This is a genomic window from Streptomyces sp. NPDC051662 (assembly GCF_040681655.1).
Lineage (GTDB): Bacteria > Actinomycetota > Actinomycetes > Streptomycetales > Streptomycetaceae > Streptomyces.
The window spans coordinates 81,845-100,214 of sequence record NZ_JBFAZD010000025.1 but is presented as its reverse complement, the minus strand read 5'-3'; the positions used below and the strand labels follow the sequence as shown (position 1 = coordinate 100,214).

General features: G+C 70.2%; 15 protein-coding genes. 6 read left to right on the top strand and 9 right to left on the bottom strand.

Annotated features, from left to right (window positions below; translation table 11 throughout):
- Window positions 1–7: 7 nt before the first annotated feature.
- The 3 genes from AB0M67_RS32200 to AB0M67_RS32190 all read right to left on the bottom strand — a co-directional run bounded on the left by AB0M67_RS32200 (window position 8) and on the right by AB0M67_RS32190 (window position 3,247).
- A complete protein-coding gene (locus tag AB0M67_RS32200) occupies window positions 8–1,186 on the bottom strand; it encodes a cytochrome P450 (RefSeq protein WP_365751087.1) in 1,179 nt (392 codons plus the stop codon).
- A gap of 307 nt (window positions 1,187–1,493) precedes the next feature.
- Entirely contained in the window at window positions 1,494–2,306 is an 813-nt protein-coding gene (locus AB0M67_RS32195) for an ABC transporter (protein ID WP_365751086.1), read from the bottom strand.
- Window positions 2,303–3,247, bottom strand: a complete 945-nt coding sequence (locus tag AB0M67_RS32190) for an ABC transporter ATP-binding protein (protein WP_365751085.1) — start codon at window positions 3,245–3,247, stop codon at window positions 2,303–2,305. Before AB0M67_RS32190 ends, AB0M67_RS32195 begins: the two co-directional genes overlap by 4 nt.
- 457 nt (window positions 3,248–3,704) lie before the next feature.
- On the opposite strand from AB0M67_RS32190, the gene AB0M67_RS32185 reads away from it, so the two are divergent.
- The gene (locus AB0M67_RS32185; protein WP_365751084.1) at window positions 3,705–5,741 is read left to right on the top strand and encodes a glycoside hydrolase family 95-like protein; all 2,037 of its coding nucleotides are present in this window, start codon (window positions 3,705–3,707) and stop codon (window positions 5,739–5,741) included.
- A 67-nt stretch (window positions 5,742–5,808) separates the two neighbouring features.
- On the opposite strand, the gene AB0M67_RS32180 is transcribed toward AB0M67_RS32185, so the two are convergent.
- Together AB0M67_RS32180 and AB0M67_RS32175 are read right to left on the bottom strand one after the other, a co-directional pair.
- A complete protein-coding gene (locus AB0M67_RS32180) occupies window positions 5,809–8,322 on the bottom strand; it encodes an ABC transporter permease (RefSeq protein ID WP_365751083.1) in 2,514 nt (837 codons plus the stop codon).
- Window positions 8,322–9,065, bottom strand: coding sequence for an ABC transporter ATP-binding protein (locus tag AB0M67_RS32175; RefSeq protein WP_365751082.1), 744 nt, complete (start codon window positions 9,063–9,065; stop codon window positions 8,322–8,324). Before AB0M67_RS32175 ends, AB0M67_RS32180 begins: the two co-directional genes overlap by 1 nt.
- A 153-nt stretch (window positions 9,066–9,218) precedes the next feature.
- On the opposite strand from AB0M67_RS32175, the gene AB0M67_RS32170 reads away from it, so the two are divergent.
- The 3 genes from AB0M67_RS32170 (at window position 9,219) to AB0M67_RS32160 (ending at window position 13,767) form a co-directional block, all read left to right on the top strand.
- Window positions 9,219–10,451: a histidine kinase gene (locus tag AB0M67_RS32170; RefSeq protein WP_365751081.1), complete on the top strand. Its 1,233-nt coding sequence runs from the start codon at window positions 9,219–9,221 to the stop codon at window positions 10,449–10,451.
- On the top strand, window positions 10,448–11,095 hold the full coding sequence (locus tag AB0M67_RS32165; RefSeq protein WP_365751080.1) for a response regulator transcription factor: 648 nt from the start codon (window positions 10,448–10,450) through the stop codon (window positions 11,093–11,095). Before AB0M67_RS32170 ends, AB0M67_RS32165 begins: the two co-directional genes overlap by 4 nt.
- Window positions 11,096–11,325: 230 nt before the next feature.
- The gene (locus AB0M67_RS32160; protein ID WP_365751079.1) at window positions 11,326–13,767 is read left to right on the top strand and encodes an HAD-IC family P-type ATPase; all 2,442 of its coding nucleotides are present in this window, start codon (window positions 11,326–11,328) and stop codon (window positions 13,765–13,767) included.
- Between the two features lie 68 nt (window positions 13,768–13,835).
- On the opposite strand, the gene AB0M67_RS32155 is transcribed toward AB0M67_RS32160, so the two are convergent.
- Entirely contained in the window at window positions 13,836–14,864 is a 1,029-nt protein-coding gene (locus AB0M67_RS32155; protein ID WP_365751078.1) for an LLM class flavin-dependent oxidoreductase, read from the bottom strand.
- Window positions 14,865–15,012: 148 nt separating this feature from the next.
- On the opposite strand from AB0M67_RS32155, the gene AB0M67_RS32150 reads away from it, so the two are divergent.
- A complete protein-coding gene (locus AB0M67_RS32150) occupies window positions 15,013–15,177 on the top strand; it encodes a hypothetical protein (RefSeq protein WP_365751077.1) in 165 nt (54 codons plus the stop codon).
- 155 nt (window positions 15,178–15,332) lie between these two features.
- Here the strand turns inward: AB0M67_RS32150 and AB0M67_RS32145 are convergent, their stop codons facing one another.
- Window positions 15,333–15,860: a DUF4142 domain-containing protein gene (locus AB0M67_RS32145; protein ID WP_365751076.1), complete on the bottom strand. Its 528-nt coding sequence runs from the start codon at window positions 15,858–15,860 to the stop codon at window positions 15,333–15,335.
- 291 nt (window positions 15,861–16,151) lie between these two features.
- On the opposite strand from AB0M67_RS32145, the gene AB0M67_RS32140 reads away from it, so the two are divergent.
- The gene (locus AB0M67_RS32140; protein WP_365751075.1) at window positions 16,152–16,898 is read left to right on the top strand and encodes an SDR family oxidoreductase; all 747 of its coding nucleotides are present in this window, start codon (window positions 16,152–16,154) and stop codon (window positions 16,896–16,898) included.
- Between the two features lie 116 nt (window positions 16,899–17,014).
- Here the strand turns inward: AB0M67_RS32140 and AB0M67_RS32135 are convergent, their stop codons facing one another.
- Together AB0M67_RS32135 and AB0M67_RS32130 are read right to left on the bottom strand one after the other, a co-directional pair.
- Window positions 17,015–17,767: an SDR family oxidoreductase gene (locus AB0M67_RS32135; protein WP_365751074.1), complete on the bottom strand. Its 753-nt coding sequence runs from the start codon at window positions 17,765–17,767 to the stop codon at window positions 17,015–17,017.
- Window positions 17,768–17,865: 98 nt separating this feature from the next.
- On the bottom strand, window positions 17,866–18,297 hold the full coding sequence (locus AB0M67_RS32130) for an Rrf2 family transcriptional regulator (RefSeq protein ID WP_365751073.1): 432 nt from the start codon (window positions 18,295–18,297) through the stop codon (window positions 17,866–17,868).
- Window positions 18,298–18,370 lie beyond the last annotated feature (73 nt).

The window sequence follows — 18,370 nt, the reverse complement described above, 5'->3', positions numbered from 1 at the left end:
TCGTGGGCTAGCGGCTCTCGGAGCGGGCCCAGCGGACGTCCACCGGGAGCTTGGCCGGTGCGAGGTTCATCCGGGGCGCCGGATACTCCAGAGGGATGCTCCGGGAGACCGTGACGCGCGAACAGCGGTCCAGGAGCAGGGACATCGCGGTCTCGGCCACGACGCGGGCCAGCGGGGCGCCGAGGCAGAAATGCATGCCGTGCCCGAAGCCCAGATGGCGGTTGGGCGTGCGGCGGATGTCGAAGCGGTCCGGGTGCGTGAACTGGCTCTCGTCCCAGTTGGCCGACGCCGTCCAGACGGCGACGGGAGCCCCGGCGGACACCGTGTGCTCGCCGATCCGGCAGTCCTCGGTGGCCAGCCTCAGGGCGCGCGGCAGCGGCCCGCGGTAGCGGAAGACCTCTTCGATGGCCGGGGGGATGAGGCCGCGGTCGGCTCGTATCGCCGCCGCGGCGGCAGGGTTCTCGTCCAAGCACACGACAAGGTTCGCCAGCAGCATGGTCGTGGTGTTGTGCCCGGCGAGAAGCATCACCGCGGCCAGGCTCACAACGTCTTCGGTCGTCAGTCGCTCGCCGTCGACCTCGGCCGTGGCCAGTCGGCTGAGCAGATCCGTGTCCGGCTGCCGGCGGCGCCGGCGGACCAGTTCATGGAGGTACTGCTCCAACTGCTCCAACTCGCCGCCGAGTTGACCGTCGGCGGTGGCCGCCGCAGACGGGCCGGTCAGGGAGGCCGCCCAGCTCTGGAAGGCGCGCCGGTCGTCGTGCGGCACCCCCAGCAGCTCGCACAGCACGATCATCGGCAGGGGGTAGGCGAACCGGTCGAGCAGATCGAAGTGCTCCAGGCCGTCGAGCTCGTCCAGGATGCCATGGGCCGTCTCGGCGACCCGGGGCGCCAGCCGTTCCACCAAGCGCCGCGAGAACGCCTGGCTGACCAGGCCGCGGAACGAGCGGTGGGTGGCCGGGTCCATGGTGAAGAAGCTGGCGGAGGTCAGCCGCTCGATGACCGGCGGGACGAAGGTGTCTATTCCGGCGGCCCGGCTCGCGGCGCGCATGTCGGCCGAGAAGGAGGGATCGGACAGTACCCTTTGTGCCTCGTCGTAACCGAATACCTGCCAGGCGCGGATGGACTCGTCGTATCCGACGGGGCCGTTGTCGCGCATGTGCGTCAGCCAGGAATAAAACTCCGCCACCTCCTTGTCCGGAGGGCGGGCCGTATTGTCGTTGATTTCTGGCCCAGAAGGCAGCATGAGACTCCACCAGAAGCAATTGACGGCTGACGGGCAACTGGAGACTAACGCAGCTCAGTTGCCCTGTCAGTGTCGATCGTTCCACTGTCCTGCGGAGTCGGAGGGAATTCCCTGTGGGAAAGCGGTCGCCGCCAGTTTCTTTTCATCACCGCTTAAATAGCGCTGCCTTCGGGCCGAAGTCCCGGACCCCCGGGGGGAATGGAGGGTCCGGGACGACAAGGGCGCCCCGTCCGGGGCGTGCGCGGCGCCGTCAGGCGTCGCGGGTGCGCAGCACCCAGTAGCCGGCCGCGTTGGCGGCCAGGGCCCAGAAGGCCAGCAGCGCGACGGCTACCGGGGCGCTGTAGGTGTCGTTCTCCGACACGCCCATGAGTGCCATACCGGCCGGTCCCGGCAGATAGTCCGCGGCCTTCGCGATGAACTCCACCGAGATGGACTGCAGGGTCATGGGCAGCACGAGCAGCACCAGGAACCCCACGGTGAGGGTGCCCGCGACACTGCGTACCGCCGCGCCGATCCCGATGATGATCACGCCGACCGCACCGAGGTAGCCGCCGACGGCCAGTGCCTGGCGAACGGTCGCGCCCAGGCTCACCGGGTCCGCGATATCGCCCAGCGACGCGATCGCCGAGCCCAGCGCCACCGGCGTGAGCACCAGACCGGCCGCGTACAGCACCGGGAACAGCACAAGGCCCTTGGCCAGCAGCATGCGGTGCCGCACCGGCACCCATTGCAGGGTGGAGCGGATGCTGCCGGTCGCGTACTCCGTCGCGATCGTCATCGTTGCCAGGGCCAGCACGGCGAACTGCCCCATGAACATGACGCCCGTGCCGATGTTCTCCAGCGGTGCGGTCGGCGGTGCGCCGCCCGCGGCCCCCTGCGGCGAGGACCGCGCGGAGACGCCCACGATGACGGTGTAGGCGATGAGGAGCACCGCCGTGGCCGCCAGGCACACCCAGGTGGAGCGTACGGTCCACAGCTTGGTCCACTCGGCCGCGGTGGCGCCGGGCAGCCCGCCGCGACCGTGTGCCACCGCCGCGGGAGCGGTCGTCGTTCCGTCGTTCATGTGCTCGATCCGTCCGTCCGGTTCGTGGTCCGGGAAGTGCCGTACTCGACGCTCTCGGAAGTCAGTTCCATGTACGCCTCTTCAAGTGAGGGCTCCTGCAGGCTCAGTTCGTGCAGCCGGGTGCAGGCCTCGTGGGCGAGGTCACCCACTTGCTCGGCCGTGGCACCGCGCACGATCAGCACGTCGTCCCCGGCGTGGTCCGCGATGAAGCCCGCCGACGCGATGCGCAGCACCAACTCCTCCAGGCCGCGGGGTTCCGGGACCCGCACCCGTACCGTGCCCAGCGCACTGCGCTCGATCAGCCGCAGGATCGGCATGTCGGCGATCAGCCTGCCCTTGCCGATGACGACGACCTGGTCCGCGGTCTGCTGCATCTCGCTCATCAGGTGGCTGGAGAGGAAGACCGTCCGGCCCTCCTCGGCCAGTTCGCGGGCGATCCGGCGGACCCACCGCACCCCGTCGGGGTCCAAGCCGTTCACCGGCTCGTCGAAGATCAGCACGCCGGGATCGCCGAGCAGCGCTCCGGCGATGCCCAGACGCTGCCCCATGCCGAGGGAGAAGAGCCCGACCCGTCGCCCCGCGACCGACTCAAGGCCGACCACCTGGAGCACCTCGTCGACCCGTCGGCCCGGGATGCCGTTGCTGCGGGCCATCGCCAGCAGGTGGCCCCTCGCGGTCCGCCCGGGATGCAGCGCCTTGGCGTCCAGGAGGGCGCCGACCTCGCGCAGAGGATGGCGCAACTCCTCGTACGGCTTGCCGTTGACCAGTGCCTTGCCGGCGGTGGGACGGTCCAGGCCGAGGATCATCCGCATGGTGGTGGACTTGCCGGCCCCGTTGGGGCCGAGGAAGCCGGTCACACGGCCGGGCTTGATCTCCAGGCTCAAGTTCTCCACCGCGGTGACCGCACCGTAGCGCTTCGTAAGCCCGCTGAGGCTGATCATGCATGCTCCCTGTCGGTACGCCGTTGTCACTACCGTAGGAATCGGCGCAGGCCGGCACATCCGACGATGGGAATCGGCTGCCTGCCACTTTCGTAGGAGGCGGCCGTAGCTTCCGGTGGTCCGCCGACGGGCTCCCGGGAGGGTTATTCGTCGGGAACTTAAGGGTGGTGACTCTCTCTCGCGCTGGTTGTAGGGTCCAATTCGCCGGTGCGCGACGGGGGGTCGAACCAGTATTGAGCGGCGGAATCACCGGCCCACCGGAAGGAATCCGGTCGATGAATTCCCCCGTCATGCCGGGGGAGAGAAGGAATTACCGCGAACTGTCCGATCGGAAGTGCCACCGCCTCGGCGGACCACGCCGTGAACAGGGCGGGTGAAACCCCGTCGGTCCGCCGCGTGCGCGCCTTACTCGTGCCGCCGCCACCCGCATATCGCCTGAAGCCGGAGGCCCTCGACAGTGAACGCCGGATTCGACAGACGGACCTTTATCCGTACGGCGGCGGGTACCGGCCTGGCCGCCGTGTCCGTCACCGCCTGGGCGACGGGAGCGTCGAGCGCCTGGGCGGACGCCGGCCGGGAAGCGGCGGCCGACCCGTACGAACACGCCGTACGGGACGCCCGCATGGAATGGGCCCGGCTGCCGAAGGACTGGCACGCCGCACCGTACCTGGGCAATGGCCGATTGACCGCGCGGCTCGTCGCCGCACCGGGCGGACGTGGTGTGCGCCTCCTCCTCGGCGGGCCCGGCATACGCCCCGACGATCCCTCCCCCGGCCAACTGGACCTCGTCCCGCTCGGTGCGCCGACCGGGCTGGCCTGCGTACTGGATCTGTGGAACGCCGAGTTGACCGGGCGGCTCACCACCACCAGAGGCAGCGTCGTCTTCACCGCGCTGGTGGACCGGCACAGTCCGGCTCTCCTTCTCCGCACCACCGCGGAAGGAGGCGAACAGGTCTCCTTCACCGCCCCGTCCCGGGCCGGCCGGGGGCTGCCCCTGACCTGGGTACGGCAGGGCAGTGGCACCCACCGGCTGCTCGCCGCCTCGGCCGGGGAAGGGTCCGGGACGGACGAGGGCGCGCTGCGCGCCCTGCTGACGGCCGACGTGGACGGGACGATCGCGCGGCACCGAGCGTGGTGGCGGGCCTTCTTCCGGCGTGGTTACGTCTCCCTGCCGGACCGGACCCTCCAGCGGTTCCACTGGATCCAGCTGTACACCCTGGCCGCTGTCACCGACGCGTCCCCCGAGCGCCTCGGCCACGCCCCCGCGCTGCTCGGCCCGTCCGGCCACCTCGATATCGGTCCGGTGGCCACCGCGCTGGAGCAGGGCCCGCACCACAGCCATCGCCATGTGACCGGCGCCCTGCCCGGAGTGGGGTCGAAGGCCGGACGTACGGAGAACCCGGTGCGCGCCTCGGGCGCGCTCGCACTGTGGGAGGCCTACCGCTACACGGAGGACCGGCGCGTTCTGCGGGACCTCCTGCGGCCCGCGTTGTGCCGAGTGGTGGACTTCTACTCCGGCTTCCTCGTCGAGGGCATGGACGGACGGCTGCATCTGCCCGTTACGCACTCGCCCGGCCAAGCCGATGTCAGCGACTGCACCTACGACCTCTCCCTTCTGCGGTGGGCGGTGACGACGCTGATCAGCGCCACCCGCCGACTCGGCGTGGACGAACCGCGCATGGCCGGTTGGCAGGACATCGCCGCACGGCTCACCCCGTATCACCAGGACGACACCGGCGTCATGATCGGAGCCGGTGTCCGGGCGAGCCGCTCGCATCCGGTGCCCTCGCATCTGCTGTGGCTGCTGCCCCTGCGGGAGAAGGAGTGGAGCGATCAGGGCGACCGCGAGCTGATGCGGCGCAGTTTCGGCCACTGGTCGGGCATGCGGGACGCCTGGCACGGCGGGTCCTATGCCGTGGCCGCGTACCTGGCCGCGTCCTTGCGCGACGCGGAACGGGCGTCGGAGATGCTGCGCCACCTCACGCGCACGGGGGCGACCGGCGACGGGACACTGTCGCCGAACTCTCTGTACACGCACGGCACATCACCGTTCACCGCCGCGCCGTTCGAGGCGGGGCAGGCCCTTCTCGAACTCCTCGTCGGATCCGGAGGTGGCGCGGTCGACGTGTTCCCGGCCGTACCCGAGGGCTGGCGGGACGCGCGCGTCGTCGGGCTGCACGCGCCCGGCGGGTACGTCCTTGACGCGACGCGCCACGACGGGCACACGAAGGCGGTGCGGGTGCGCGGCGGGTCGGGCCGGCCACTGACCCTGCGGCACGGCATCGAGGGTGACACCGAGGCGTGGGTGAGCCGCCCCGGCGACGAGGGCCCGGGGCGCCGGGCGGAGCTCGGACATTCCGCCCCCGGAACGGCTCAGTTCCGGCTCGGCGAGGGCGAAACGCTGACACTCGTACACCGTGGCGCCGACCTGGTCTTCGAGGCGGATCAGGTTCCCGCCGCGGGCAGTGGCCGCCGCTGGGGCCTGCCCGGCTGACGGCGATATCGCGGCACAGCGCGGCACCGCCGCTGTGCCGCGATCTCCCGCCGCGTCCCGCGCCCGGCTACTCGCTCGCGATCGCGGCCAGCATGTTGGTGTTGGCCGCGCGGCGGGCCGGCCACATCGCCGCCAGCACGGCGGCGACCGTGATGCCGATCAGCGCGAGGCCGACCGCGGTGAACGGCATCGTGAAGTCCCACAGCCGCTGTCCGAACATGGCGTGCTGCATCACGGCCCCCGCCGGGACCCCGACGACCACTCCCAGCAGCGCGCCGAACAGAGAGATCGCGATGGACTCCGCCCTGATCGTCCGGCGCACCAGCAGCCGTTTGGCGCCCACCGCGCGCATCACACCGATCTCGCGGGTGCGTTCCATGACCGACAGCACCAGTGTGTTGACCACGCCGAACACCGCGATGACGATCGCCACGCCGAACATGGCGTACATCAGGGTGAACGCGAACCGCTGCTGGTCGACGCCCTGCTGGACGAGGCCCTCACGGTCCGTCACGGCCACATCGGGGCGGTCGCGGAACGCCGTCTCGATGCTCTCGCGCGCTTTGTCCGGGTCGGCCCCCGAGGCGTACAGGAGAGTGATCTGCTTGCGCAGTGCCTGTGGCGCCTTCGCCACGTCAAGGAAGATGCTCGCCTGCAACTCCGTGGCGTCGTAGACGCCCACGACCGACTGTGTGACCGAGGTCTTGGCGTCCAGCTTCAGTGTGAGTTCGTCGCCCATGCCCAGGTCCAGCATGTCGGCCTGGTTCTGCGAGATGACCACGCCTCGGGTCAGATCCGGGCTGCCCGCCGTGATGTTGGGCGTCAGCACCGTCCTCAGCGCCTCGGGCTCGATCGCGGTGATCCGCCGTACGGTCTCGCCGCCCGCGTAGGACAGACCGACCAGTACATCGCGGCCCCCGGCGACCTGGTCGACGCCCGGCAGCCCACGGACCTGGTCCGCCTCCGCGGGCGTGAGAGTGGACTCTCCACCGGCGGCCGACTGGAGCACGGTGGTCGTGATCGGTACGTTGGCCCGGGTCGTCGAGGCGATCAGCCCGGCGAAGGACGCGCTGAGCGTGGCGAAGGCACACACCAGCCCCAGGCCGACCGTGATGGCGGTCGCGGTGCCCGCCGTACGCCGCGGATCGCCCGCGGCGCTGCGCAGACCCAGCCGGACGGCCGGCCCACCCCGTACCCCGAGGATTCCGGTGACCGGACGCAGCACCTTCTCGGCGAAGAACGGGGCGAGCAGAATCATGCCGATGACACCGAGGACCGCGCCCACCAGCGCGATGATGCGCAGGGTGTTCGAAGAGCTCGGGTCCGCCGTGGCGATGACCATCGCCGCGGACACGACCAGGAAAGCCACCCCCAGCAGATTGCGGCGCCGCTTGGTGTCACGAGGGACGACCGCGTCGGTGCGCAGCGCGGCCACCGGTGGTACCGAGGCGGCCCGCCGCGCCGAGTTGTACGCGGCCAGTACCGTCACCAGGACGGCCACACCGAAGCCCAGCAGGATCGCGACCGGCCGGACGGTGAACTCGACATTGTCGTCGGGACGCAGCACGGAGATCATCAGCGGCCCGATCGCGACACCCGCCAGCGAACCGATCATGCCGCCGACCACGCCCAGCGCGGCCGCCTCCACGATGATTCCGGTACGCACCTGCCTCCTGCGCGCGCCGACCGCGCGCAGCAGCGCGAACTGCCGGGTGCGCTGAGTGACCAGCATGGTGAAGGTGTTGGCGATGACGAACATCCCGACCATCAGCGCGACCGCGGCGAACGGCAGCATCGTCAGCCTCAGGTCCTGCGCCTCGTCCTCGGACTGCGCGGTCGCGGCGTCGGCCAGTGCCTTGCCCGTCTCCACGGGGTAGGTGTCGGGCACCGTGCCGCGTACGGCGTCGGCGAGCGTGGCGGGGGTGGTCCCTGGCGCGGCCGTCAGCTCGACGCGGTGGAAGCGGGCACCGAGGAGCTTCGCGGCGGTGGCGTTGTCGTAGGCCACCACCGGGACAGCGTCGGACGCCTCGTCCGAGTCCGCCTCTGTCTGTGGTCCCAGACGGTGGTACGTGAACAGGGCGGTCACCTTGGCATGGTCAGAACGGCCGTCGGACAGCAGGACGCGCACGGTGTCGCCCACACCGAAACCGGCGGTCTCGGCGTCGGTCCGGTTGAGCGCGACCTGGCCGGGGCCCTTGGGGGCCTCACCCGCGTCCACCGTGAAGCGCTTGTCGCCGCTCCAGTTGGTACCGGCCCGGTCCAGAACCGTGCTCGCCTTGGCCAGCTTGCCGTCGTGTCCGACGATGCCGGCCCGCCCTACGGTCACTCCCCGCGCCTCGGCGACGCCCGGCAGCCCGGCCAGCCGGTCGCGTTCCGCCGTGCTGAGCACCGGATCCTTGCTCGGGCTCTGCACCGAGACGCTGACATCCTCCCGCGTCTTTCGCAGGGTGAGCGTCGCCGCGATGGAGTCGCTCACCACCCAGCTGCCGACCGTCGCGGTGACACCCAGGGAGATGGCCACGAGCGTCATCACCATGCGTCCCTTGTGCGCGAGCAGATCGCGCAGCATGGTCCTCAGCATCAGGCCACGGACCTTTCGAAGGACTTCATACGCTCCAGCACACTGTCCGCGGTCGGTGCGAGGATCTCGTCGACGAGACCACCGTCCTTGAGGAAGAGCACCCGGTCGGCAAAGGCGGCGGCACTGGGTTCGTGGGTCACCATCACCACGGTCTGGCCGAGGTCGTCGACGCTCCGGCGCAGGAACCGCAGCAGTTCCGCGGAGGCGGTGGAGTCCAGCGCGCCGGTCGGTTCGTCGGCGAACACCACTTCCGGCTGGGTGACCAGGGCCCGGGCACAGGCGACACGCTGTTGCTGGCCGCCGGAGAGCTGGCTCGGCCGGTGGTGCAGCCGGTCCCGGAGGTTCACGGTGGTGATGATCCTGTCCAGCACCTCCTTGTCGGGCTTGCGCCCGGCGAGGTCGAACGGCAGCAGGATGTTCTCCAGGGCGGTGAGGGTGGGCAGCAGGTTGAACGCCTGGAAGACGAAGCCCACGCGATCCCGCCGGAGATCGGTGACGGCGTTGTCGCTCAGCCCGGTCAGCTCGGTGTCGCCGATCCACACCGTGCCCTCGTCGGCCTTGTCCAGGCCCGCGACGCAGTGCATCAGCGTCGACTTTCCGGAGCCGGAGGGGCCCATGATGGCGGTGAACTCCTGGCGCGTGAACTGTACGTCGACGCCTGAGAGGGCGGTCACCCGGGCGTCGCCGGATCCGTAGTGCTTGCCCAGCCCCGAGGCCCGGACAGCGGCCGTTGTCTGTGTCATGGAAGTGAGTCTGCGAGAACGGGGCCCGGGCCACGTCGCCGGAAAGTCCACGATCACGCCCCACTTAGGTCACAGGCACACCCAACCTTCGTGGGGGCCGGATACAGACGCACGACGGACGTGGACGCCCCGGTGAACAACTACGCTCGGCGTGTGACCCGACGTACGCGGACGACCACCGAACCAGCACTTCGAGCACGCGTATTGCGATGGCTGGACCGCTGGGGCCCGAGACTGCTGGCGATCGTGCTCGCCGTCGGCGCGTTCATCCCCATCGACGGCCAGCCGGTCCCTCACGTACAGGCGGAACTGGGGCTCACGCCGTGGCCGGCGTTGATCCTCGCCGTGGCCGTCGCGGCCGGCTCCGCGGCCTCGGTCCTGGTCCTCTCGCGCATGCGCTGGCCCGTCGTCCTGGTGGGCTGCGCCTCATGGGTTCTGACCTCCGTCTGGGCCACCCTGTGCGTGGCGTCGTACGTCGTCGGTTCCACCGTGCGCCGGCCGCTCCAGCAGATGTCCTACGTGGCCGGGGCCACCGCGATCACGGTGCTGCCGACGGCTACGGGCCTGGCCATCGGGCTGCCGGGGGTCTTCTGGCAGGACATGCTCTCGTCGCTCGGCGGCGCCGGGCTGTTCGTCTGGCTGCCCTTCGCCCTCGGGCTGTGGAACAAGGCCCGCAGGGACGTGGTCGAGAGCCTGCACGAGCGGGCGGAGCAGCTGGAGCGTGAGCAGGCGGCCCGCGCGGAACAGGCGCGTCTGCAGGAACGTGCCCGCATCGCCCGGGACATGCACGACGTGGTCGCCCACCGGGTCTCGCTCATGGTGTTGCACGCCGGCGCCCTGGAGATCAACGCGAAGGACGAGGGGACCGCTGTCGCGGCGGAGCTCATCCGGACCACGGGCCGTGAGGCCCTCGCACAGCTGAGGGACGTCATCGGCGTGCTGAAGGCGGCGGAGGGCGAAGGAGTGGCGCTCGGACCGCAGCCCACACTGGTGGACCTGGAAAGGCTCCTCAACCAGTCGCGCGCCGCCGGCATGTCCGTCAGCAGACGGGACGAAGGTACGCCGCAACGGCTGCCCACCCTGCTCGAACACGCCGCCTACCGTGTGGTGCAGGAGGCCCTCACCAATGTGCACAAGCACGCCGGGGCGGCCGGCACCGAGGTCGTCGTCCGCTACCACCCCCACGATCTGGAGATCGCCGTGCACAACAACGCCCCCGACGGCCCCGTCGAGTTGCTGCCGGGCAGTGGCATGGGGCTCGTCGGGCTGCGCGAACGCGTCGAGCTGCTGGACGGCGAGTTCACCGCGGAGCCGAGGGCGGGCGGCGGTTTCTCCGTCCGCGCACAGCTGCCCATTCCCACGCAACTCATGGAGGAACACAAGTGATCCGGGTCCTGGTCGTCGACGACGAAGCCCTGGTACGGGCCGGGCTGCGCATGATCCTGGATCCGGCCGAGGACATCGAGGTGGTCGCCGAGGTCAGCGACGGCAGTGAAGCCGTGACCGCGGTGGCGAAGTACCGTCCGGACGTCGTGCTCATGGATGTACGTATGCCCGGCATGGACGGACTGACAGCCCTCAAGGAGCTGCGCCGCTCGCCCGGCGCGCCCAAGGTCATCATGCTGACCACCTTCGACATCGACGACTACGTACACACCGCACTGCGGAGCGGCGCGGCCGGCTTCCTGCTCAAGGACACGTCCCCGCGCGACCTCGCCGACGCCGTGCGCACGATCGCCGAGGGAAGCGCGATGCTCACCCCCAGGATCACCAAGCGGCTGATCGACACCTTCGCCGGGCTGGAATCGGGCGACTCCGCGAAGGCCCGCGAGAGAATGGCGGTACTGACGGACCGTGAGGAGGACGTGGTCCGCGCCGTGGCCAGGGGGCTGTCGAACGCCGAGATCGGCCGTGCGCTGGCCATGAGCGAGGGCACGGTGAAGTCCCATGTGAGCCGTGCCCTCGCCAAACTGGGGCTCTCGAACCGGGTCCAGGTGGCGCTCCTCGCCCGTGACGCCGGCATGAGCTGAGCGGAGCGCCTACGGCGCGACCGAAAGACGGTGCCCGCCCGGCGAGAGTCGGGCGGGCACCGTCTGTTTCTGTCCCCGCCCGGTGGGGAGGCGGTCCGACCGATCGTCTCGGTACGGCTGCCACAAAAGTGGAGGCGAGCGTCATCGTTCGTCCGTAGTGGAGGCACACGTTCGGACTTTACGGTCGAGACCAGTTCAGGGGGCGCGACCGGTGTGGAGGAGAACCAGGCATGGATGAGTGGTCGAAGGGCTCGGACGGCTCGGCGGGGACGGGGAGACGGGACGCCGTCGATCTGCTTCCGTTACCGGAGGACGCGGCCACCGGCCTCACCTCCGCCGAGGTGGCGCGGAGGACCGAGCTGGGTCGGATCAACGACGTACCCGTGCGGTCAAGCCGCAGCATCGGCGAGATCGTCAGGGCCAATGTCTGTACCCGCATCAACGCCGTCATCGGTGTGCTGTTCGTGATCATCCTGATCGTCGGGCCCATCCAGGACGCCCTCTTCGGTGGTGTCATCCTCGCCAACACGCTCATCGGTGTGTTCCAGGAGGTGCGCGCCAAGCGGACCCTCGACCGGCTCGCCATCGTGGGCGAGGCCCGCCCGACGGTGCGCCGTGACGGAAAGACCGTCGAACTGGCCCCGGCCCACATCGTTCTCCATGACGTCATCGAACTCGGCCCCGGAGACAAGGCCGTTGTCGACGGCACCGTGGTGGAGGCGGACAACCTCGAAGTGGACGAGTCGCTCCTGACCGGTGAGGCCGATGCCGTACTCAAGAGCCCGGGGGACAAGGTGATGTCCGGGAGCTTCGTCCTGGCCGGTACAGGCGCGTTCGTCGCCACACGCGTCGGCCGGGACGCGTACGCCGCTCAACTGACGGAGGAGGCCCGTCGCTTCACGCTCGTCAACTCCGAGCTGCGTAACGGGATCAACACCATCATCAAGTACGTCACCTATGCCATCATTCCCGCCGGCGTCGCTCTGATCATCAGTCAGCTGGCCGTCGGCGGCGGCGATGTCCCGGAAGCTGTGCGGCGCATGGTCGCCGGGATCGTGCCCATGGTTCCCGAAGGGCTCGTGCTGCTCACCTCGGTCGCCTTCGCGGTCGGTGTTGTCCGGCTCGGCAAGAAGAAGTGTCTCGTGCAGGAGCTGCCGGCCATCGAGGGGCTGGCGCGCGTGGACACCGTCTGTCTGGACAAGACCGGAACCCTGACAGAGACGTCCATGGACGTCGACGAGGTGCACCAGATCGAGCAAGGCGTGCCCGTGGCGAACGTGCTCGGCGCCCTCGGCGCGGTGGACAGCCGTCCCAACGCCAGTATGCGGGCCATCATCGAAGCGTATCCGGCCCCCGAGGGATGGACCGAGCGGGAGAGCGCCCCGTTCTCCGCCGCCCGCCGCTGGAGCGGCGCGACCCTGACCGACCGCGACGGCGGGACGTCGACCTGGCTGATCGGCGCCGCCGATGTGCTGCTCCCCCAGGGACATCCCGTGCTGGTCGCCGTGGACGCCTATGGCGAACGCGGTCTTCGTGTGCTGCTCGTGGCGCGCTGCTCCATCCCACTGAGTGAGGCTCTGCACATGCCGGAGAGGGTTACGGGCGCGGCGGCCCCGGTCGCCGTCGTGGTCATCAGACAGCGCACCCGCAAGGAAGCCCCGGCCACCCTCAGGTACTTCGCGGAGCAGGGCGTGGACACCAAGGTGATCTCGGGTGACAACGCGCTCTCGGTGGGCGCGGTGGCGCGTGGGCTCGGACTGCCCGGCAGCGATCGTCACATAGACGCCCGCAGGCTCCCCGAGGACCGTGACGAACTGGCCGACGCCGTCGAGAGCAACGCCATCTTCGGCCGGGTCGGACCTCAGCGCAAACGCGACATGGTCGCCGCCCTCCAGTCCCGGGGCCACACGGTGGCGATGACGGGAGACGGTGTGAACGACGTGCTCGCACTCAAGGACGCGGATGTCGCTGTCTCCATGGGAACCGGAAGTCCGGCCGCCCGCTCGGTCGCCCAGATCGTCCTTCTCGACAACAACTTCTCGTCCCTGCCGTCCGTGGTGGCCGAGGGACGGCGTGTCATCGGCAACATCGAGCGCGTCGCCAACCTGTTCCTCACCAAGACCATGTACTCCGTACTGCTGGCCATCGTTGTCGTCCTCGCCAACGTTCCCTATCCGTTCCTGCCCAGGCACCTCACCCTGATCGGCTCGCTCACCATCGGCATTCCGGCCTTCTTCCTCGCCCTCGCCCCCAACACGGAGCGCGCCCAGCCCCACTTCGTCCGGCGGGTGCTCAGGTTCGCCGTTCCGTGCGGCGTCGTGGCCGCCGCGGCCACCATGGCCTCGTACGCCACCGCCCGTTCCGTGTACGACGGGAACCTGGAGGCGGAGACCTCGGCGACGACGCTCACCCTTTTCCTGGTCGGGCTGTGGGTGCTGTCCATCGTCGCGCGCCCCTATACCTGGTGGCGCGTGCTGCTCGTGTTCACCATGGCGCTGTCCTTCGCGGTGGTGCTGGCCGTGCCGTTCCTCCGGAGCTTCTTCCAGCTGGAGTTGGTGGGCACCAGCGCGCCGGGGGCCGCGGCGGGGATCGCCGTCGCGGCCGGTCTGCTGCTCGAAGGCGTCTGGCGGCTCGCGCGCCGCCGGACGGCTAAGGGGACCGAGCGGGACTGACGCCCGAGGCCGGCCGCCGGAGCGAGGGCCGCGCGTACGGGCGGGACACCAGGTGCCCCGCCGGGCGGTCACACGGGGGAGAGGGGCCGTGCGCCGGTCAGTCCCAGCAGCCGCGCCAGCCGGGTGTACGAGTCGAGCAGCGCCTCGCGGTCGTAGGTGCTGGTCGTGACGAGGAACTCGTCGGCCCCGCCGCGCGCCAGCAACTCCCGGAGACCGGCCGCCACCTCGTCCGCCGTACCGTACAGGTGCCCGTGTTGCGCCTCCTCGAAGAGCGCGCGCTCGCGTTCCGTCATGGCGGTGGCGAGAATCGTCTCGACCGGGGCCAGCGGCGGGAACTCCCCGTGGGTGCGGGAGTACGCCGTCGACCAGGCCTCCGGGAGCAGCAGCGCGCGCGCCTCCCGTGTGGTCCGTGCCACCGCGACCGTGCCGGACAGGACGACATACGGCCGCTCGCCCCAGGCGGAGGGGCGGAAGTCCCGGCGGTACTCCTCGATGGCCCGGAGCATCGCGTCCTCACCCCGTACGGCCGCGATGACCAGTGGCAGCCCGGCCTCCGCCGCGACCCGTGCGCCCCGTCCGGTGGCCAGGACGAAGACCGGGACACGCAGCCCTTCCGCGGGGTGCGCGTGGACCTGGGGGTGCGCGGTCCTGGCGCCGGTGAAATATCCCAGGAGTTCGGCGAGTTGCTCCGGGAAGTCGGCCGCGTCCTCCTTGCCCCGGCCGAGTGCCTTGCGTATCCCGTCGGTGAACCCCACCGACCGCCCGAGCCCCATGTCGATACGGCCCGGGAAGAGGGATTCCAGCACCCCGAACTGCTCGGCGACGACGAGCGGTTGGTGGTTCGGCAGCATCACACCGCCGGTCCCCACACGGATCGTCGACGTGGCGGCGGCCACGGCCGCCGCGAGCACGGTCGGAGCCGAGCCGGCGACGCCCGGCACGCTGTGGTGCTCGGATACCCAGAAGCGGTGATAGCCGAGGGCCTCGATCCGCCGGGCGAACGCGACGCTGTCGCGCAGCGCCTGTGGACCGTCCGACCCCTCCCGGATACGGGAGCGGTCCAGCACGGAGAAGGGAACAGTCGCGGCGATACTCACATCTTTCTCCAACAACCGCGCCGTACGAGGATTCCCGGAGGCCGGGGTTCGCCTTTCGGCGCACCTGCTGGCCGGTATCGTACGGAACCTCGCCCGTGGTACGGACCGGCGGTTATGTTTGGGCCATGTACCACGTCTGGGGGTCGCCATGAGAGCGTTCTGGACCGTCCTGGCCATCCTCTTCGCAGCCCTCACCGTCGGAAGCCTCGCCGCACTGAACGAGGGAGCCGGCGGGTCGATCGGGCTCAGTGACATCGCCGTGGCGGCGGTGCTCGCCACGCTGGCCTGGCTCAGCTGGGGCGCCCGACGGTGAGAGGTCCGCGCCGGCGGCTCCAATCGCCGTAGAAGGGCCGTAGGGCTTCATCGACGCCCTACGGCCCCTGTCGTCCGTCGCGGTCGGCGGCCAGGTCCCCGAGGCCGCCAACCGGTCTCCGCCGGTTCCGCCGACTCCGCCGCTCCTCGCGGGGATCAAGACTGTTTGACGCGCGCCTCGCAGGCACGGATCAGTTCCAGGTGCTTCGCCACTACGGGGCGTGCCCCGCGGGCGGCTGCCTTGACCTCGGCGTTGCCTCCCTTGGCGATCTCGCTGTCGATCAGGGCCAACGTCTCCTCGTGGCTCTTGGCCTCGGTGGTCAGCCAGTCGGTGTTGTACGCGCTCGTACCCACGACGCCCTGCAGGGCGGTCATCGTCTTCTCCTGCGCGGCGGAGGGCGAGGCGGAGAGCGGGACGTGGAGTTTGCTCGCCAACGCCTTGACGCCGACGTCCAGTTTCCTGTGGTCGCGCACCAGCGTGGCGCCGACCGACTTCACGCAAGCCGCCGTGGCGTTCTTGCGTGCGCTCAGTCCGGCCGCGATCTCCGCCAGGTTGCCCTGGTGAATCGCCTTCAGGAACGGCGCGTCATCGGCGGCCGAGGCCGCCGCGTACGCGGAAGGCGCGGAGATGCCGGCCAGCGCCGCCAGCATCGTGGCGGCGGCTATGCGTCGCACAGCGATCATCTGCGTTGCTCCCTTCGCCCGGTCCGGGACGCACACAGGTCGGTGTCGGACCGGTCGTTGGACAAGCACCCGAGTCGGTGCCCGGAGCCCATGCATTCCCTTGCCGCGCACGCCGGTCACACAATCACCCCGCAGTCACACGAATGGCCGCCAACTCGCGGGTGCGGCAGCCGGTCGCGCCCCGTGGCGTGACAGCGGATTGAGGGGTGACGATGCTAACTGGGAAGTGTTAGCGTTGATACTGCCGGGTTGCGGACAGGGCTATCCGGTCGAGACAAGGAGAGCAGCGCCATGACCGAGCAGACCGTTTCTCCCCGCCGGGTGGCGATCGTCACCGGAGGGTCCCGCGGCATCGGCCGCGAGAGCGCCGAGCGGCTGGCCGCCGACGGCTTCGCCGTCGTCCTCAACTACGCCGGGAACGACACCGAGGCCGAGGCGGCGGTCGCCGCCATCACCGCCGCCGGCGGGCGGGCGATGGCGTTCCGGGCCGACGTGGCCGACGAGACGGCCGTCGCGGCGCTCTTCGACGCGGCGGAGGCCGCGTACGGCGGGATCGACGTGGTCGTGCACGCGGCGGGCGTGATGACGCTGGCGCCGCTGGCCGAGATCGACCTCGACGCCTTGGACCGTATGCACCGTACGAACATCCGCGGGACGTTCGTCGTGGACCAGCAGGCCGCGCGCAGGCTCCGGGCGGGCGGAGCGATCATCAACTTCTCCAGCTCCGTCCTGGCGCTGGCCCTCCCCGGCTACAGCGGCTACGCCGCCACCAAGGGCGCGGTCGAGGCCATCACGCTGATCCTCGCCCGCGAGCTGCGCGGCCGGGACATCACCGTCAACGCCGTGGCCCCCGGGCCCACCGCCACCGCGCTGTTCCTGGACGGCAAGGACGAGCAGACCATCGCGAAGCTGGCCGGCCAGGCGCCCCTGGAACGGCTGGGCGCCCCGCGGGACATCGCCGAGGTCGTCGCCTTCCTCGCCGGTCCCGCCCGCTGGGTCAACGGGCAGGTGCTGCGCGCCAACGGCGGCATCGTCTGACGCGCCGCGCGCCGTCCCGCCGGCTCCCGCCCCGGCCGGCGCCGACGCGTCCCAAGTGGCCGGCGCCATCGTCGCGATGGTCGGCACGCCGTGCCTTCCGCCCGGGGGCGGAACGGTCAGATCTGGGCGAGGCCGCCGTCCACGAAGAGTTCCGCGCCGGTGGTGAAGGAACTCTGGTCCGAGGCGAGGAAGACGGCCATCGCGGCGACCTCGTCAGGGCGGCCCATCCGGCCCAGCGGGATCTGGGCCGTGAAGCTGTCCTTGAGCTTCTGCCGCGCCTGCGCGTTGTTGCCCGCCAGGCCCTCGATACCGGGGGTCTCGATCGGCCCCGGCGAGATGGCGTTGACCCGGATCCCGCGGTCGGCGAGCTCCGCCGCCCAGGAGCGGGCGAGGTTGCGGATGGCGGCCTTGGTGGCGCTGTACACGCTCATCGCCTCGATGCCGAGCGAGGCGTTGGTGGAGGAGAGCACGATCACGGACGCGCCGTTGGGCAGGAGCGGCAGGGCCTTCTGGACGGTGAAGATCAGCCCCTTGACGTTGATGTCGAAGGTGGTGGAGTAGTGCTCCTCGGTGATCTTCCCGAGCCGTGCGAGTTCACCGCCGCCCGCGTTGGCCGCCACGACGTCCAGCCATCCGCTGCGGGTTTCGATCGTCTCGAAGAGGGTGTCGAGATCGCGCAGGTTCGACACATCGCTCCGTACGCCGACGGCCCGCTCTCCGATGGCTTCCACGGCGGCGTCCAGTTCGGGCTTGCGTCGTCCGGTCAGATAGACGGTGGCGCCTTCTTCGGCGAACCGGCGTGCGATGGCGAACCCGATGCCCTTCGAGCCGCCGGTCACGAGGGCCACCTTGTTTTCCAGCTGTCCCATGACATCCATCCTTGAGGTAATGAGTTTTGTTACATTAAGGAGTGCGAAAAACGACATGCGCGCGCACCGGCGATACGACGCGCCGAGAAGCACCTCTCCTAACCGGCGGCCAGCACGTTCTGGAGGACATCGGCCAGCGTGGTGCGGGCCAGCTCGTCGCGCAGGACGACATCGATTCCGTCGTACACGCTCTTCATCGTCGGCCGGATCCCGAAACCCACCGGACAGTCCAGGTTCGGTTCCGCGCGGTGCATGGCGAACAGGGGGCTGGGCTCCACGGCGTCGTAGACATCCAGCAGTGTGATGGCTTCGAGTCCACGCGTCAGTGTCCAGCCCGCGCCCGCGCCGCGCCGGGATTCGACGATCCCGGCCTCGCGCAGCTCGCCGAGCAGCCGCCGGATGACCACGGGGTTGGTGTTCACGCTTCCCGCGATCTGCTCCGAGGTGGCGATCTCATGCCCCTGGCGCCGGTGGAGCTCCATCCAGGTCAGCGCATGGGCCGCGACCGTCAGTCTGCTGTTCGCGCTCACTCGCTCTTCACCTCCCGGCCCCTCCCGTGATTCCCGCACCGCCGGATTTCCGTGCCGCTAGTCGCAACGGTAA

Coding starts and splice junctions, on each gene's coding strand:
- AB0M67_RS32195 (WP_365751086.1), bottom strand. CDS start 2,306: ATGAACGACGGAACGACGACCGCTCCCGCGGCGGTGGCACACGGTCGC.
- AB0M67_RS32190 (WP_365751085.1), bottom strand. CDS start 3,247: ATGATCAGCCTCAGCGGGCTTACGAAGCGCTACGGTGCGGTCACCGCG.
- AB0M67_RS32135 (WP_365751074.1), bottom strand. CDS start 17,767: ATGGGACAGCTGGAAAACAAGGTGGCCCTCGTGACCGGCGGCTCGAAG.
- AB0M67_RS32150 (WP_365751077.1), top strand. CDS start 15,013: ATGAGAGCGTTCTGGACCGTCCTGGCCATCCTCTTCGCAGCCCTCACC.
- AB0M67_RS32175 (WP_365751082.1), bottom strand. CDS start 9,065: ATGACACAGACAACGGCCGCTGTCCGGGCCTCGGGGCTGGGCAAGCAC.
- AB0M67_RS32140 (WP_365751075.1), top strand. CDS start 16,152: ATGACCGAGCAGACCGTTTCTCCCCGCCGGGTGGCGATCGTCACCGGA.
- AB0M67_RS32160 (WP_365751079.1), top strand. CDS start 11,326: ATGGATGAGTGGTCGAAGGGCTCGGACGGCTCGGCGGGGACGGGGAGA.
- AB0M67_RS32180 (WP_365751083.1), bottom strand. CDS start 8,322: ATGCTGAGGACCATGCTGCGCGATCTGCTCGCGCACAAGGGACGCATG.
- AB0M67_RS32145 (WP_365751076.1), bottom strand. CDS start 15,860: ATGATCGCTGTGCGACGCATAGCCGCCGCCACGATGCTGGCGGCGCTG.